Consider the following 15,097-nt stretch of genomic DNA (forward strand, 5'->3'; position numbering starts at 1 on the left):
CTGATCGGGCACGGCCGGGCGCTTTTCAGCCCGGCTTTTCCGGCCGTCTCAGCGCCCCGCCGGAGGCTCAAGGTCAAGCCCCAATCGCCAGCCTTTGATTCGTCACGACCTGCGCAACCACCAACGCAACGCAACCAACCCCCAGCAACGCGACCAACCCCGCTGGAACCGCAACAAACCAACGCAAACCGACCCGCGAACAGCAAAACGCCGCGCCCCCACCGGGAACGCGGCGCCTCACCAATCAAAGCCTCACACGCGCTTGAACAACAGCGCCCGCTTCACTTCCTGAATCGCCTTCGTAACCTGAATCCCACGCGGACACGCGTCGGTGCAGTTGAAGGTCGTCCGACACCGCCACACACCATCGATGTCGTTGAGGATGTCCAACCGCTCCTCAGCACCCTCATCCCGGGAGTCGAAGATGAACCGGTGCGCATTCACGATCGCCGCAGGCCCAAAGTACGACCCCTCAGTCCAGTAAACCGGACAAGAAGTAGTGCAACACGCACAAAGAATGCACTTCGTCGTGTCGTCGAACCGCTCCCGATCAGCAACGGACTGAATCCGCTCCCGAGTCGGCTCATTCCCATACGTGACGAGATAAGGCTTAACAGCCCGGAAAGCCTCGAAGAACGGCTCCATGTCAACGAGCAGGTCCTTGTGCACCGGCAAACCCTTGATGGGCTCGATGGTGATCGTGGTCTGCTTGTCGCCCTTCTGCAGCAGGTCCTTCAGCAGGACCTTGCAGGCAAGCCGGTTCACCCCGTTGATCCGCATGGCGTCCGAACCACAGATGCCGTGCGCACAAGAACGCCGGAACGTGAGCGTCCCGTCCACGTACCACTTGATGTGGTGCAGCAGGTTCAGCACGCGGTCCGACGGGAGCGCGGGGATGTCGAACGAGTCCCAGCGCGGCTCGTCGTCGAACTCCGGGTTGAACCGGCGGATCTTGACGGTGACCGTGACAGCGCCGTCCGGAACCGGCGGCTGGGCGCCGCGCGAGCCAGCAGTAGTTTCAGCGGTGGCGGTCATCAGTACTTGCGCTCCATCGGCTTGTACCGGGTAAAGGTCACGGGCTTGTAGTCCATGCGGATGTCCGCCGAGAGACCGTCGCCCTGCTTGTAGAACATGCTGTGGCGCATGAAGTTCGTGTCGTCGCGGTTCGGGTAGTCCTCGCGGGCGTGGCCGCCGCGGGACTCCTTGCGCGCCAGCGCGCCGTGGACGAGCACCTCGGCGAGCTCGAGCAGGAACCCGAGTTCGACGGCCTCCAACAAATCAGTGTTGAAGCGCTTGCCCTTGTCCTGGACCGAGATGTGCGCGTAGCGCTCCTTCAGGGTCTGGACGTCGTGCAGAGCCGTCTTCAGCGTGTCCTCGGTGCGGTACACGGACGCGTTGGCGTCCATGGTGGCCTGCAGCTCGGTGCGGATGTCCGCCACGCGCTCCTGGCCGTGCTCCGACAACGCCAGCGCGACCTGGGCCTCGACGGACGCGGCCGGGTTCTCCGGCAGGTCGACGTGGGACTCGCGGGAGTTCGCGTACTCCGCGGCGGCGATGCCGGCGCGGCGGCCGAAGACGTTGATGTCCAGCAGCGAGTTCGTGCCGAGGCGGTTCGCGCCGTGCACGGACACGCAGGCGCACTCACCCGCGGCGTAGAGGCCGGGAACGACGTTGTCGTTGTCCCGCAGCACTTCGCCGTGGATGTTCGTCGGGATGCCGCCCATCGCGTAGTGCGCGGTCGGGTACACCGGGACGGGCTCGACGACCGGGTCGACCGCGAGGTACGTGCGGGCGAACTCCGTGATGTCCGGCAGCTTCGTCTCGAGGACCTCGGCACCGAGGTGCGTGCAGTCCAGCAGCACGTAGTCCTTGTTCGGACCGGCGCCGCGGCCTTCCAGGACCTCCAACGCCATGGACCGGGCGACGATGTCGCGCGGCGCCAGGTCCTTGATGGTCGGGGCGTAGCGCTCCATGAACCGCTCGCCCGAGGCGTTGCGCAGGATCGCGCCCTCACCGCGGGCACCCTCGGTCAGCAGGATGCCGAGACCGGCGAGGCCGGTCGGGTGGAACTGGTAGAACTCCATGTCCTCCAGGGGCAGGCCCTTGCGGAAGACGATGCCCATGCCGTCGCCGGTCAGCGTGTGGGCGTTCGACGTGGTCTTGAAGACCTTGCCGAAACCACCCGTGGCGAACACGACGGACTTGGCCTGGAAGACGTGGATCTCGCCGGTCGCGAGCTCGTAGGCGACGGCGCCGGTGCAGACCGGGCCGTTCTCCGTCTCGGTCAGGCAGATGTCGAGCACGTAGAACTCGTTGAAGAACTCGATGCCGTGCTTGACGCAGTTCTGGTAGAGCGTCTGCAGGATCATGTGGCCGGTGCGGTCCGCGGCGTAGCAGGCGCGGCGCACGGCGGCTTCACCGTGGTTGCGCGTGTGGCCGCCGAACCGGCGCTGGTCGATCTTGCCCTCGGGCGTGCGGTTGAACGGCAGGCCCATCTTCTCGAGGTCGAGAACGGCGTCGATCGCCTCCTTCGCCATGATCTCGGCGGCGTCCTGGTCGACCAGGTAGTCGCCGCCCTTGATCGTGTCGAAGGTGTGCCACTCCCAGTTGTCCTCCTCGACGTTGGCGAGGGCGGCGCACATGCCGCCCTGTGCCGCGCCGGTGTGCGAACGCGTGGGGTAGAGCTTGGTGAGCACCGCGGTGCGGGCGCGCTGGCCGGACTCGATCGCCGCGCGCATTCCGGCACCACCAGCGCCGATGATGATCACGTCGTACTTGTGGAACTGCATTGTGGTGGGCTCCCCGCGCGGGTCAGTTCGAGATGTTCGGGTCGAAGGTGAAGATCACGAACGTGCCGAGCGCGATGATCAGGACCATCGACACGTAGAGCAGCATCTTCAACCAGAACCGGGTGGAGTCCTTGCGGGCGTAGTCGTTGATGACAGTCCGCACGCCGTTGCCGCCGTGGATCTGCGCGAGCCAGAGCATCGCGAGGTCCCAGAACTGCCAGAACGGGGACGCCCAGCGGCCGGCGACGAAACCGAAGTTGATCTTGTGCACGCCGCCGTCGAGGATGTTCATGATGAACAGGTGGCCCAGGACCAGGACCACGAGCAGCAGGCCGGAGAGGCGCATGAACAGCCAGCTGTAGAGCTCGCCGTTGCCGCGGCGGGCCGCGGGGCGCTTCGGCGAACGGGGCTTGTCGAGTGCGAGAGACATGGCTCAGTGACCCCCAACCAGGTCGGAGATCGTCCGCTCCATCATGAAGTAGAAGCCGGGGATCATCACGACGACCCAGACGGCCAGCACGGTCCAGAGCATGACCCGCTGGTACTTGGCGCCCTTCTCCCAGAAGTCCACCAGCATGACCCTGATGCCGTTCAGCGCGTGGTAGAGCACCGCGCCGACCAGACCGACCTCGAAGAGGTTGACGATCGGGTTCTTGTAGGTCTCGATCACCGCGTCGTAGGCGTTCGGGGACACCCGGACGAGGGCGGTGTCGAGCACGTGGGTGAAGAGGAAGAAGAACGTGAGGACACCGGTGATCCGGTGGGCGACCCAGGACCACATGCCCAGATCACCGCGGTAGAGCGTCCCACCCCCTCGGGTGGTGGTGCGCTCGGGTGCGCCTGCGCTGGTCATGCGCCGCGGCCTCCAACGTCAGTGGTGGTGTGGTCGGCGAAGAAGTCACTGCTCGTCCGACCATGACCGGAAAATCCTAGTCCCGCACGTTGGAACACTCCCAGCAGGCGCACCCGCTCTGTGATCGATGAGACACGCTGTCGATCGGCCAAGCGGTCTTTATCGATCCCGAAATGCGGCCCACGCCACAAAAAGACGGCGGCCCGGACCTCCGCCATGGTCCGGGCCGCCGCTGTCGGCGAGCACGCCCGCCACCCTCTGCACGGCTGCGAGTCCGTGAATGGTTCAACGCGGGGCTGGGCCTGGCGTGCGCCACTGGGCCAACCGGACGAAGATCGGTGCGAGGAAGAGGCGGAAGGGGACGATTCGCCACGCCCCGAACACGAGTGATCACCACTCGTGCGGCCAAAGCGTCGAATGCGTAACCGATAGGGGTCTTTGTAGGTGCTGACGGCAACGGGGTTGGTTACTAAGAGGTACGGTGCCGCCTCTAGGCCTCAACAACGTCGTTGAGGAGGAAAACTCAGGGAGGAGACGAGCCGTGCGTCGTCGTATGCGTGGTGTCGCGGTCGCCGCGATCGCGTTGACCAGCGTGATGACTATGGCCGCCTGCGCGAAGGACTCGGGTGGCGGGAACAACAACGCGGGCACCGGTAGTGGTGCCGCCTGCGAGTTCGCCGAGGCTCCGAGCGCGCCTGCCACTTCGAACACCAGCGCCGCCAACGGTGACAAGGTGGACGCGAGCACGCTGAAGATCGGTCTGGCCTACGACATCGGTGGTCGTGGCGACGCGTCGTTCAACGACTCCGCCGCCGCCGGTCTCGACAAGGCCATCGCGGACATGGGCGTGAAGAAGGAGAACACGCGCGAGCTGTCCGCCGCCCCGAACGAGGACGAGTCCGCCAAGCAGACCCGTCTGCGCCAGTTGGCGTCCGAGGGCTTCAGCCCGATCATCGGTGTCGGCTTCGCCTACGCCGAGTCGATGAAGCTCGTCGCCGGCGAGTTCCCGAACGTCAAGTTCGGCCTGGTCGACGGTTCGGTCGAGGGTGCTGCCAACGTCACGCCGCTGCTGTTCGCCGAGCAGGAGGGCTCCTTCCTGGCCGGCGTCATCGCCGCGTACCAGAGCAAGAAGTGCCACGTGGGCTTCGTCGGCGGTGTCGAGATCCCGCTGATCCAGAAGTTCGAGGCGGGCTACGCGCAGGGCGCCAAGGCGGCCGCGCCGAAGATCCAGATCGAGAAGAAGTACATCACCCCGGCCGGTGACTTCACCGGTTTCCAGGACGCCCCCAAGGGTCAGGAAGCCGCGAAGGGCCAGATCGACAAGGGCGCCGACGTCATCTACCAGGCCGCCGGTGCGTCCGGCAAGGGCATCTTCTCGGCCGCCAAGCAGGGTGGCGTGCTGGCCATCGGCGTCGACTCCGACCAGTACAACCAGGCGACCGTCGCCGACACCAAGGACGTCATCGTGTCGTCCATGCTCAAGCGCGTCGACGTCGCGGTCTACGACTTCGTGAAGGCCGTCGCGAAGAACGACCTCGCGGGTCTGCCGAAGGTCTTCGACCTGAAGGTGGACGGTGTCGGCTACTCCACGTCGGGTGGCAAGATCGACGCGAAGCTGCAGGGCATCCTCGAGGGCTACAAGGCCCAGATCATCGAGGGCAAGATCAAGGTCGCGGACAAGCCGTAGTCCGTCCGTTCGCTAGTCGTTCGCACGTTGCCGGGCCCTGTGAGGATTCGACCTCACAGGGCCTGGTGCGTGGTAGGAGGAGCACTCGACGATGAGCAGTTCCACGTCCGTTGGGACGGACGAACACCCCGCGGTGGTGCTCACAGGCATCACCAAGCGATTCCCAGGTGTGGTCGCCAACAGCGACGTCCACCTGACCGTCCGCCGTGGCGAGGTCCACGCGCTCTGCGGTGAGAACGGCGCGGGCAAGTCCACACTGATGAAGATCCTCTACGGCATGCAGCCGCCGGACGAGGGCACCATCGAGGTGAACGGCGAGCAGGTGCGGTTCCGCACCCCGTCCGACGCCATCAAGGCCGGGATCGGCATGGTGCACCAGCACTTCATGCTGGCCGACAACCTCACCGTCCAGGAGAACGTCGTCCTGGGCGCCGAGGCTCTGCACGGCATCGGCAAGAAGGCCCGCGCGCGCATCATCGAGCTCTCCGGCAGGACCGGGCTGAACGTCGACCCCGGCGTGCTCGTCGAGCAGCTCGGAGTCGCTGACCGCCAGCGCGTCGAGATCCTCAAGGTGCTCTACCGCGGCGCCAAGGTGATCATCCTCGACGAGCCCACCGCCGTGCTCGTGCCGCAGGAGGTCAGCGAGCTCTTCGACACCGTCCGCGGCATGCAGGAGCAGGGCTACACGTTCCTGTTCATCTCGCACAAGCTCGACGAGGTCCGCGCGATCGCGGACTCCGTCACGGTGATCCGCCGCGGCACGACCGTGGGCAGCGCCGACCCGAAGACCGTCAGCTCCCGGCAGCTCGCCGAGATGATGGTCGGCAGCGAGCTCCCCAGCCCGGAGACCCGCGAGTCCACCGTCACCGACACGGTCGTGCTGGACGTCAAGGGCCTCAAGCTCATGACGCCGGACGGCTCGCGGCCGATCCTCGACGACGTCGACATGGTCGTGCGCTCCGGCGAGGTCGTCGGCATCGCCGGTGTCGAGGGCAACGGCCAGACCGAGCTCGTCGAGACGATCATGGGCATGCGCAAGGCCGGCAGCGGCACGATCACGTTGCAGGACCAGGACATCACCAAGCTCGGGACGCTCGCCCGGCGCGAGGCGGGCATCGGCTACGTGCCGGAGGACCGCCACCGCCACGGCCTGCTGCTCACACAACCCCTCTGGTACAACCGGATCCTCGGCTACCAGACCCGCAAGCCGACGTCCAAGGGCATCTGGCTCGACACGGACGGCGCGAAGAAGGACACCGAGCGGATCGTCGCCGACTTCGACGTCCGCACGCCCGGCATCGACGTGCCCGCCGCCGCGCTCTCCGGTGGCAACCAGCAGAAGCTGGTCGTCGGCCGCGAACTGTCCGGCGACCCGGTGCTGCTGATCGCCTCGCACCCCACCCGCGGTGTGGACGTCGGCGCGCAGGCGCTGATCTGGGACGAGATCAAGCGCGCCCGCGCCGCCGGTCTCGCCGTGCTGCTGATCTCCGCCGACCTGGACGAGCTGATCGGCCTGTCGGACACGATCAAGGTCATGCTGCGCGGCCGCCTGGTGGCCGACGCCGACCCGAACACCGTCACGCCCGAGGACCTCGGCAGCGCGATGACGGGTGCGGGCGCGACGAGTGCTTCCGTGCAGGAAACCGGCACTGCGCACGGAACCGCGGTGGTTGAGGAAGGCGAGAACTGATGGGACACCTGCGCGGCAAACTCCTGCCGCCCGCGTTGGCGATCGTCTTCTCACTGCTGTTGTGCGGCGTCGCGCTCATCATCTCCGGCGCGAACCCGCTCAGCGCGTTCGGTGCGATGGTGACGCAGGTCGGCAAGGGCACGACGCTCGTCGACATCGTCAACTCGACGGGCATCTACTACATCGCGGCGCTCGCGGTGGCGATCGGGTTCCAGATGAACCTGTTCAACATCGGTGTCGAGGGCCAGTACCGCGTGGCGGCCGTGATCGCCGCGGTCGTCGGCGGCTCGATCGCGCTGCCTCCCGGCATCCACACGCTGGTCATCATCATCGTGGCCGCCCTGGCCGGTGCCGCCTGGGCCGCGATCCCCGCGATCCTCAAGGTGACCCGGGGCGTCAACGAGGTCATCTCGACGATCATGATGAACGGCCTCGCGATCGGCTTCTCGGCGTACCTGATCCGCCGGGACGTCTTCGGTGAGCTGCGGGGCAACAACATCCGCACCGCCGAGATCCCGGAGAGCGGATGGATGCCCGGCATCTCGTTCGGTGGCAGCGGCACCATGTTCGGCTTCCTGTTCGTGGCCATCGCCCTGGGCATCGGCTACTGGGTGATGATGAACAAGACCCGGTTCGGCTTCGAGCTGCGCGCGTCGGGCGAGTCGTCCACCGCCGCGTCGGCCGGTGGCGTGAGCGCCAAGAAGATGGTGCTGCTCTCCATGCTGATCTCGGGCGCCATCGCGGGCCTGATCTCGCTGCCGGAACTGCTCGGCCGCGACCACACCTTCAGCCTGAACTTCACCGCCGGCATCGGCTTCTCGGGCATCGCGATCGCGCTGCTCGGCCGCAACCACCCCGGTGGCATCGCGTTCGGCGCGCTGCTCTGGGCGTTCCTCGACAAGTCGGGTCTCGCGCTCGACAACGTCGGCGTGCCCAGGGAGATCGTCACCATCATGCAGGGCTCGATCGTCCTGTCGGTCGTCGTCGCCTACGAGGTGGTGCGCCGCTTCGAGCTCGCCTCGGAACAGCGTCGCGTCGGCCGTGAGCTCGGAACTGTCGGAGGTGCCGCGTGATCTCGACGATGGAGGAGAAGCCGCACGTCCCCGCGGCGCCTCGCAAGCGCAAGGTGCCCGGCTGGGCCGTCGCCATGCTCGGTGTGGCGGGCGCGATCGCGCTGCTCTCGATCACCTCGTACCAGACCGGCTTCCCGCAGCTGACGTCGTCGGGCACGACCCAGACGGCGGTCCGGCTCGCGCTGCCGATCCTGCTCGCCGGTCTCGGCGGCCTGTGGGCGGAACGCGCCGGCGTGGTCAACATCGGCCTCGAGGGCATGATGATCATGGGCACCTGGGGCGCGGCGTGGGCCGGCTACCAGTGGGGTCCGTGGGCCGCTCTCGTCGCGGCCGTCGTGTTCGGGTCGCTCGGCGGCCTGCTGCACGCGATCGCGACGGTCACGTTCGGCGTCAACCACATCGTCTCCGGTGTGGCGATCAACCTGCTCGGCGCCGGTCTGACGAAGTACCTCTCGACGCTGATCTTCCTGCCGCTGTCGAACAACCCGCGGCAGTCGCCGCCGGTGCAGTCGTTCGACACGTTCTCGGTGGCGGGCCTCGGTGACTGGCTCGGCGAGCTCGAGTCCGGTCAGCGCCTGTTCATCTCGGACGTCGCGGGCATCCTGCGCGGCCTGGTCACCGGCGTCTCGCCGCTGACGATGATCGCGATCCTGCTGCTGCCGCTGTCGTACTACCTGCTCTGGCGCACCCGCTTCGGCCTGCGCCTGCGCTCGGTCGGCGAGAACCCGCACGCCGCGGACTCGCTGGGCGTGAAGGTGTACTTCCACAAGTACGTCGCCGTGATCGTCTCCGGTGGTCTCGCCGGCCTGGGCGGCGCCGCACTGGTGCTCAACCCCGGTCAGCTGTCCTACCTGGAGGGTCAGACCGGCGGCCGCGGCTACATCGGCCTCGCCGCGATGATCTTCGGCAACTGGCGGCCCGGCGGCCTGCTCGGTGGTGCGGCGCTGTTCGGTTACGCCGACGGCCTGCAGCTGCGCTCGGGCGGCGAGACGGTGCTGGCGCTGGTCTACGGCGTCGTGCTGCTGCTCGCCGTGATCGTGGTGTGGCAGCTCATCCGCCGGAAGTGGTTCTCGGCGGCGGCGGCGATCGTTGTGGCCGTGCTGATGTACCTGCTGTACATCAGCCTCGACGAGATCCCCAGCGAGTTCGTGTCGTACGCGCCGCACATGGTGACGCTGGCCGTGCTTGCCGTTGCGTCGCAACGGTTGCGAATGCCGGCCGCCGACGGACTGGTGTACCGCCGTGGCTGAGGTCGACTGGGACCTGCTCCGGGCACGGGCGGTGGAGGCGGCGCAGTCCGCCTACTGCCCGTACTCGGGGCTTCAGGTCGGATCCGCGGCCCTGTGCGACGACGGCCGCATCGTCACCGGGTGCAACGTCGAGAACGCCTCGTACGGCGTGGGTCTGTGCGCCGAGTGCGCGATGGCCGGTCAGCTGTTCTTGACGGGTGGCGGCCGGTTCGTCGCGGTCGCCTGCCGGTCCGGTGCCGGTGAGCTGCTGATGCCGTGCGGCCGGTGCCGTCAGGTCCTCTACGAGCTGGGCGGCCGCGACTGCCTGGTGGACACGCCGTCCGGTGTGCTGCCGATGTCGTCGGTGCTGCCGGACGCGTTCGGACCGGAGGACCTGCCATGAGCTTCTCCGCAGTGGACGTCATCCGCGCCAAGCGCGACGGCCGCGCGTTGTCGGACCCGGAGATCGACTGGGTCATCGACGCCTACACGCGCGGCGCCGTCGCGGACGAGCAGATGTCCGCGCTGGCGATGGCGATCTTCTTCAACGGCATGACGGCGGCGGAGACCGCGCGCTGGACACAGGCGATGATCTCGTCCGGCGAGCGGTTGTCGTTGCACGTGGACCGGCCGACGGTGGACAAGCACTCGACGGGCGGTGTCGGCGACAAGATCACGCTGCCGCTGGCGCCTCTCGTCGCCGCCTGCGGTGCCGCGGTGCCGCAGCTCTCGGGCCGCGGTCTCGGTCACACCGGCGGGACGCTGGACAAGCTGGAGTCGATCCCCGGGTGGCGGGCCGCACTGTCCACTTCGGAGATCCTCGACCAGCTGTCGTCCGTCGGTGCGGTGGTTTGCGCTGCCACCGAAGGACTTGCCCCGGCCGACCGCAAGCTCTACGCGTTGCGGGACGTCACCGGGACCGTCGAGGCGATCCCGCTGATCGCGTCCTCGATCATGTCGAAGAAGATCGCGGAAGGCGCCGAGTCACTGGTGCTGGACGTGAAGGTCGGCTCCGGCGCGTTCATGAAGGACCTGACGTCCGCGCGTGCGCTGGCCGAGGCCCTGGTGGCCATCGGTGTCGAGCACGGCGTGCGGATCTCGGCCCTGCTGACCGACATGTCGGTGCCGCTGGGACGCGCTGTCGGCAACGCGGTCGAGGTGGCTGAATCCGTGGACGTGCTGCGCGGCGGCGGACCTGCCGACGTCGTGGAGCTGACCGTGGCGCTGGCCTCCGAAATGCTGTCGCTGGCAGGGATTTCCGCCGACCCGGCTGCCGTCCTGGCTTCGGGTGAGGCCTTCGAGGTGTGGGCGCGGATGATCCGGGCCCAGGGCGGTGATCCGGAGGCGGATCTTCCCGTCGCCTCGCACAAGCACGTGGTGGAAGCGCCTGCGTCCGGTGTGCTGTCCACTTTGGACGCTTACGGTGTGGGTGTCGCGGCGTGGCGGCTCGGTGCCGGCCGTGCCCGCAAGGAGGACCCGGTGCAGTTCGGCGCCGGTGTGCTCTGCCTGGCCAAGCCGGGTGACGTGGTGGAGGCCGGGCAACCGTTGCTGGAGCTGCACACCGACACCCCGGACGCGGTCACCGGAGCCCTGCAGGCGCTGGAAGGCGCCTACGAGGTCTCCGACGCCGCGCCGGAGCGTTCACCGCTGGTGATCGACACCATCCGCGGTTAGTGCTGTGACCACGATCTTCACCGTGTTTCTCGACGCTCAGCAGGGCACCTCGCGGCGTCGGCCCCACGCCCCCATACGTCCAGTATGAGGACGTGGGGCCGACACCACGATGCACCCGTCTGACCGCCGAGAAACGCGGCAAAGGTTCGTGGTCACAGCACTAGCCGACGAGCGAACCCGCCAGGGGTGACCTGTCCTGCTTCCACAGCACGCACAGGACCTCCTGGCGGCCCGGCGCGGAGGCGTCGTTGTACGCCTCCCACTCCTTCTGCGTGGGGACGAGCCCGGTGAAGCCGATCGGCTCCTTGATCTTCGGCTCGATCACCTTGAACTGCTCGGTGCAGTAGTTCTTGGTGAAGTCGGCGAGCCACTGCGTGCCGGGGTAGGCGATGTCCTTCGGCTTGTCCCACAACGGGGTCGCGGCCGAGAAGAGCTGGATGCCGTGCGGACCGTTGCACGGCACGTCCTGGCGCACCGGCGAGCCCTGCGTGAGGAAGTCCTTGGCGCACTGGGTGCCGGAGAGGTTCCACTCGGGCACGTCGCCGCCGCGGCCGAACGTGGCGATGCGCCGCGACGGCAGCGGGGCGCCGACGGGCAGTTGTGAGGCCTCGGTCCACTCCCCGGAGTTCTCCGAAGGCTGGTTGGCGCCGGTGTTCTGGCTGGTGGTCGGCCCGGCGTTCGACGTTTCCTCCGGCTTGAAGACCTGGTAGCCGGCGAACGCCACACCCGCGAGCACGGCGATGCCGATGACCACGGCGGCGACCTTGACGGCCGTGCCCTTCTTCTTGCCGCCGGTGTTCTGCGGCAGCGACACCTGCGTGGCGCCCTGGACGATCGCGGTCAGCATCTGCCGGGCCTGGGGCGCGGTCAGGCGGCGCGTCGGGTCGACGGTCAGGAAACCGCGGATCACCTCCGCGAGGCCGGGCGAGGCCCGCCGCAGCACGGGCGGCTCGTTCATGACCGCGTGCAACGTGGACGCGGTGGACGTGCGCTCGAACGGGCTGACGCCTTCGACCGCGTGCGCCATCGTGACGCCGAGAGCCCACAGGTCGGACGCCGGCGAGGCCTCCCAGCCGTGCAGGCGGTCCGGCGACATGTACGCGGGCGAACCGACGATGCCGCCGTTGTGCGTGAGGCGTGGGTCGTCCATCGCCTGCGCGATGCCGAAGTCCGTGAGCTTCACGGCCCCGTCCGGCCGCACCATGATGTTGCTGGGCTTCACGTCCCGGTGGACGATGCCGGCCTGGTGCGCGGTCTCCAGGGCACCCAGCACCTGCAGCGCGACGCCCGCCATCCACGTCGAGTCGCGCGGCCCGTGCCGTTGCACGATGGTCGCGAGGTCAAGCGCGTCGACGAGCTCCATCGCGAGGTAGGTGCGATCGTTCTCGCGGACGATGTCGTAGACGGTGACCACGGCGGGGTGGTTCAGCCGGCCCGCGGTGCGCGCCTCGCGGAGCATCCGCTCCTCGAGGACGTTGCGCTCCTCGGCGGCGATGCCCTGCGGCGGGTGCAGCTCCTTGAGCGCGACGGCGCGTCCGAGCACCTGGTCCTGAGCGCGCCACACGACGCCCATCGCACCCCGCCCGAGTTCGGCGAGCAGTGCGTAGCGGTTGGCGACAAGTCGCTGTTGCACGGACTTCCCTTCTGGACGCCCCCGGCTGCCCTTGTGGTCACCCCCACCTGGCGCGAGCATAACCACGGTGCGTGTGAGCGCTCTCGTCATGGTCACGTGTGTCGCCCCGCGCAGGTTCACCCGCAGACGCGGAACGGCCCCGGAGCAGCAGCTCCGGGGCCGTTCGTCAGGTCAGCGTTCGAAGGCCGGTCAGGCGCCCTCGGCCGCCAGGTCGTCGTCGTCCACGTCCTTGCCGCCGTTCGCCGGCTTCGGGCCGCCGTTCTTGCGGGTGCGGCGCTGCGGGCGCGGCAGGGCGGTGGGCGGCGGGGGAGGCGTGGGCGAGCCGCCGCCGAGGATGAGCTCGGCGAAGGTGGCCATGGCCTCGTCCAGCTGGCCGCCGATGCGCAGTTCCGACTCCTGGTTCGACTTGCGGACCAGGGACTGCAGCGAGTCGGCGTCCGGGCGGGCGCCCACGGTCTCGGCGACCTTGGTGAGGCTCGCGTCGACCGAGCCGCCGAGCTCGGAGATCCGGGCGGCGAAGCCGTCCTCGACCTTGTCGAGGCGGTTGGTCATGTTGTCGAGCTGCGAGGTCACGAGCTCCAGGCGGCGGGCCAGGGACTCGAGGCGGTCGGCGGCGTCGACCTGGTCGCGGGACTGCTCGATCGCCGCGTACAGGGCGGTGCGGGCCTCGTCGAGCTTGCCGTTGACGACCTCGCGGGTGTCGGCGACGGCCGTCGCCAGCTCCGTGCGGGTCTCGGCGAGCGAACCGGCGAGCGACTCGCGGGTCTCGTTGAGGGAACCGGCCAGCGAGTCGCGGGTCTCGTTCAGCGACACGGCCAGCGAGTCGCGCGTCTCGTTGAGCGAACCGGCCAGGGAGTCGCGGGTCTCCGCCACGACACCGGCCAGTTCGCCGCGGGTCTCCGCCACGGCGCCGGCCAGCTCGGTGCGGGTCTCGGTGAGCGACGAGGCCAGCTGGTTGTGGCGGTCGGTGACCGTGGACACCAGCTTCTCGCGGCTGTCGTTGATCGCTCCGGCCAGCTCCCCGCGGCTCTCGGCGATGGCGGCGGCCAGCTCGCTGCGGGCAGCGGCGAGGGCGTCACGCTGCTCGTCGGCGCGGCCGTGGACGCTCGAGAACGACTCGGCGAGGATCTTCTGCAGGGCCTCGCGGGTGCCGTCGAGGTGCTCGTGCACGCCCTCGTCGACCTCGTCGAGACGCCCGCGCAGCGCGGCCTCGAGCGCCTCGACGCGCTCGCGCAGCGGGTTCGTCACCGCGGCCGGGATCGCGTCGACCTTGCCGTCCTGCTTGTCCAGGTGGCCGTCGAGGTCGTCGATGCGCTTGTGGATGCTCGAGAGCTTGTCCTCGAGACCGTCCATGCGGCCCGCGACACCCTCGAAGCGCCCGGCGACACCGTCGAGACGGCCGTCCAGCTGGGCGAAGGGCTTGGCGAGCTTGTCCACCAGGGCGTCGACCGCGCGACCGATGCCGGCGACGGCGGTGTCCTGGGCCTCCAGCTTGGCGAGGGCCTCGTCCAGGCGCTCAGCGAGAACGCTGACCTCGGTGCGGTCCGGCAGCTCCGACAGGCGCTTGCGAACCGAACCCAGCGACTCCAGAGGCGACATCCGGGCGTGGATCTCGTCCAGCGCGTCGAAGATCTGCTGCTGCTCGCTCTCACGGATCTCCGCGGCGCGCGTGAGCATGTTGCGCATCCGATCGAAGGACATCGTGGAGTTGTTGTTCTCTGTCACGGCTGAGTGCCTTCGTCCAGGGGAGGGGGAGACCACGGGAGCCTATCCGCGTCACGGGACGCCTCTGTACCACCCCCGGCGTCGAACGGCCGGGCGCGGACGAGCTACTGACCCGATCAGGCTACCCGACTACTCTGAACGCCAAGTTACCGGTCGGGAGCGGACGGTAGCGGCTGATGATGTTCCTACCTTGGGGTGACTCAAGGAGGGTGGTGGTTGCAGAAAGTTGCTGATCACGGATCTGCAACGACGTTGACCGAACAAATGATCGTAGCTGGGGCATGATCATTTCGGTCTGTGGTGAAGCGGCGTGTCTTGGGGTTTCACCTGGTGGTGGGGGCTCGGTGCGGGTCCGCTTTGCGTTGGTTTCGCCGGTTCCAGCGGGGTTGGTCGCGTTCCTGGGTTGGTCGCGTTGCGAGGGTGGTCCCTCAGGTCGTGACGAAGAGCGGGGTTGCGATTGGGGCTTGACCTTGAGCCTCTGGCGGGGTGCTTGACGGCCGGAAAGGCCTGGCTGAAAAGCGCCCGGCCGTGCCCGATGAGGGGTAGCACCCCGCCACTCAAGGTCAAGCCCCAATCGCCATGAGCGGGGCCTACCGCTACCCGGAGCTTTCAGTTCGGACGGCTCGCTGCGCATCGCCACGCCAGGCTGCGTGCATGGACGGCTTGCGATGTCGGCTATCCGGTTGGCACCGCGCGCCGGGCTTGCGTGCGTGGTTGCTTTGCGTGGGCGAGCGGCGGTTGGCA

General features: G+C 68.2%; 11 protein-coding genes and 1 pseudogene. 6 read left to right on the forward strand and 6 right to left on the reverse strand.

From position 1 onward, the window contains the following. Positions 1-252 precede the first annotated feature (252 nt). From IE307_RS14125 to sdhC, 4 genes are read right to left on the reverse strand one after another with little or no spacing between them, the layout of a single operon-like run. Positions 253-1,035, reverse strand: a complete 783-nt coding sequence (locus tag IE307_RS14125; RefSeq protein ID WP_191298310.1) for a succinate dehydrogenase iron-sulfur subunit — start codon at positions 1,033-1,035, stop codon at positions 253-255. Next, positions 1,035-2,789: a succinate dehydrogenase flavoprotein subunit gene (gene sdhA, locus IE307_RS14130; RefSeq protein WP_191298311.1), complete on the reverse strand. Its 1,755-nt coding sequence runs from the start codon at positions 2,787-2,789 to the stop codon at positions 1,035-1,037. The genes IE307_RS14125 and sdhA overlap by 1 nt, the downstream gene beginning before the upstream one ends. Positions 2,790-2,811: 22 nt before the next feature. Next, complete coding sequence (locus tag IE307_RS14135) at positions 2,812-3,219, reverse strand: succinate dehydrogenase hydrophobic membrane anchor subunit (RefSeq protein ID WP_191298312.1); 408 nt, start codon at positions 3,217-3,219, stop codon at positions 2,812-2,814. Between the two features lie 3 nt (positions 3,220-3,222). Continuing rightward, positions 3,223-3,642 (reverse strand): succinate dehydrogenase, cytochrome b556 subunit, encoded by a 420-nt coding sequence (gene sdhC / locus IE307_RS14140; protein WP_191298313.1) that lies wholly within the window; start codon positions 3,640-3,642, stop codon positions 3,223-3,225. A gap of 553 nt (positions 3,643-4,195) precedes the next feature. Here sdhC and IE307_RS14145 point away from each other — a divergent pair. The 6 genes from IE307_RS14145 (at position 4,196) to IE307_RS14170 (ending at position 10,995) form a co-directional block, all read left to right on the forward strand. Then, complete coding sequence (locus IE307_RS14145; protein ID WP_191298401.1) at positions 4,196-5,329, forward strand: BMP family lipoprotein; 1,134 nt, start codon at positions 4,196-4,198, stop codon at positions 5,327-5,329. A gap of 91 nt (positions 5,330-5,420) precedes the next feature. Then, complete coding sequence (locus tag IE307_RS14150; protein WP_191298314.1) at positions 5,421-7,019, forward strand: ABC transporter ATP-binding protein; 1,599 nt, start codon at positions 5,421-5,423, stop codon at positions 7,017-7,019. Continuing rightward, on the forward strand, positions 7,019-8,092 hold the full coding sequence (locus IE307_RS14155; protein ID WP_191298315.1) for an ABC transporter permease: 1,074 nt from the start codon (positions 7,019-7,021) through the stop codon (positions 8,090-8,092). Before IE307_RS14150 ends, IE307_RS14155 begins: the two co-directional genes overlap by 1 nt. An 8-nt stretch (positions 8,093-8,100) precedes the next feature. Next, the gene (locus tag IE307_RS14160; protein ID WP_191298402.1) at positions 8,101-9,342 is read left to right on the forward strand and encodes an ABC transporter permease; all 1,242 of its coding nucleotides are present in this window, start codon (positions 8,101-8,103) and stop codon (positions 9,340-9,342) included. Beyond that, positions 9,335-9,724 (forward strand): cytidine deaminase, encoded by a 390-nt coding sequence (locus tag IE307_RS14165; RefSeq protein ID WP_191298316.1) that lies wholly within the window; start codon positions 9,335-9,337, stop codon positions 9,722-9,724. The genes IE307_RS14160 and IE307_RS14165 overlap by 8 nt, the downstream gene beginning before the upstream one ends. Next, positions 9,721-10,995, forward strand: a complete 1,275-nt coding sequence (locus IE307_RS14170; protein WP_191298317.1) for a thymidine phosphorylase — start codon at positions 9,721-9,723, stop codon at positions 10,993-10,995. Before IE307_RS14165 ends, IE307_RS14170 begins: the two co-directional genes overlap by 4 nt. Before the next feature lie 160 nt (positions 10,996-11,155). Here the strand turns inward: IE307_RS14170 and IE307_RS14175 are convergent, their stop codons facing one another. Both IE307_RS14175 and IE307_RS47720 read right to left on the reverse strand, forming a co-directional pair. Next, positions 11,156-12,628 carry a serine/threonine-protein kinase gene (locus IE307_RS14175; protein WP_229904683.1) on the reverse strand — a complete coding sequence of 491 codons (1,473 nt, stop codon included), beginning with the start codon at positions 12,626-12,628 and terminating at the stop codon, positions 11,156-11,158. Between the two features lie 1,175 nt (positions 12,629-13,803). After that, a pseudogene (locus IE307_RS47720) lies at positions 13,804-14,314 on the reverse strand (hypothetical protein); the annotation flags it as partial. Positions 14,315-15,097 lie beyond the last annotated feature (783 nt).

This window comes from Lentzea cavernae (assembly GCF_014653695.1).
Lineage (GTDB): Bacteria > Actinomycetota > Actinomycetes > Mycobacteriales > Pseudonocardiaceae > Lentzea > Lentzea cavernae.

What these genes read in the sequence shown, in the direction of transcription:
- IE307_RS14170 (WP_191298317.1), top strand. Translation starts at nt 9,721, where the DNA reads ATGAGCTTCTCCGCAGTGGACGTCATCCGCGCCAAGCGCGACGGCCGC.
- IE307_RS14135 (WP_191298312.1), bottom strand. Translation starts at nt 3,219, where the DNA reads ATGTCTCTCGCACTCGACAAGCCCCGTTCGCCGAAGCGCCCCGCGGCC.
- IE307_RS14125 (WP_191298310.1), bottom strand. Translation starts at nt 1,035, where the DNA reads ATGACCGCCACCGCTGAAACTACTGCTGGCTCGCGCGGCGCCCAGCCG.
- IE307_RS14150 (WP_191298314.1), top strand. Translation starts at nt 5,421, where the DNA reads ATGAGCAGTTCCACGTCCGTTGGGACGGACGAACACCCCGCGGTGGTG.
- sdhA (WP_191298311.1), bottom strand. Translation starts at nt 2,789, where the DNA reads ATGCAGTTCCACAAGTACGACGTGATCATCATCGGCGCTGGTGGTGCC.
- IE307_RS14160 (WP_191298402.1), top strand. Translation starts at nt 8,101, where the DNA reads ATGGAGGAGAAGCCGCACGTCCCCGCGGCGCCTCGCAAGCGCAAGGTG.
- IE307_RS14155 (WP_191298315.1), top strand. Translation starts at nt 7,019, where the DNA reads ATGGGACACCTGCGCGGCAAACTCCTGCCGCCCGCGTTGGCGATCGTC.
- sdhC (WP_191298313.1), bottom strand. Translation starts at nt 3,642, where the DNA reads ATGACCAGCGCAGGCGCACCCGAGCGCACCACCACCCGAGGGGGTGGG.
- IE307_RS14145 (WP_191298401.1), top strand. Translation starts at nt 4,196, where the DNA reads ATGCGTGGTGTCGCGGTCGCCGCGATCGCGTTGACCAGCGTGATGACT.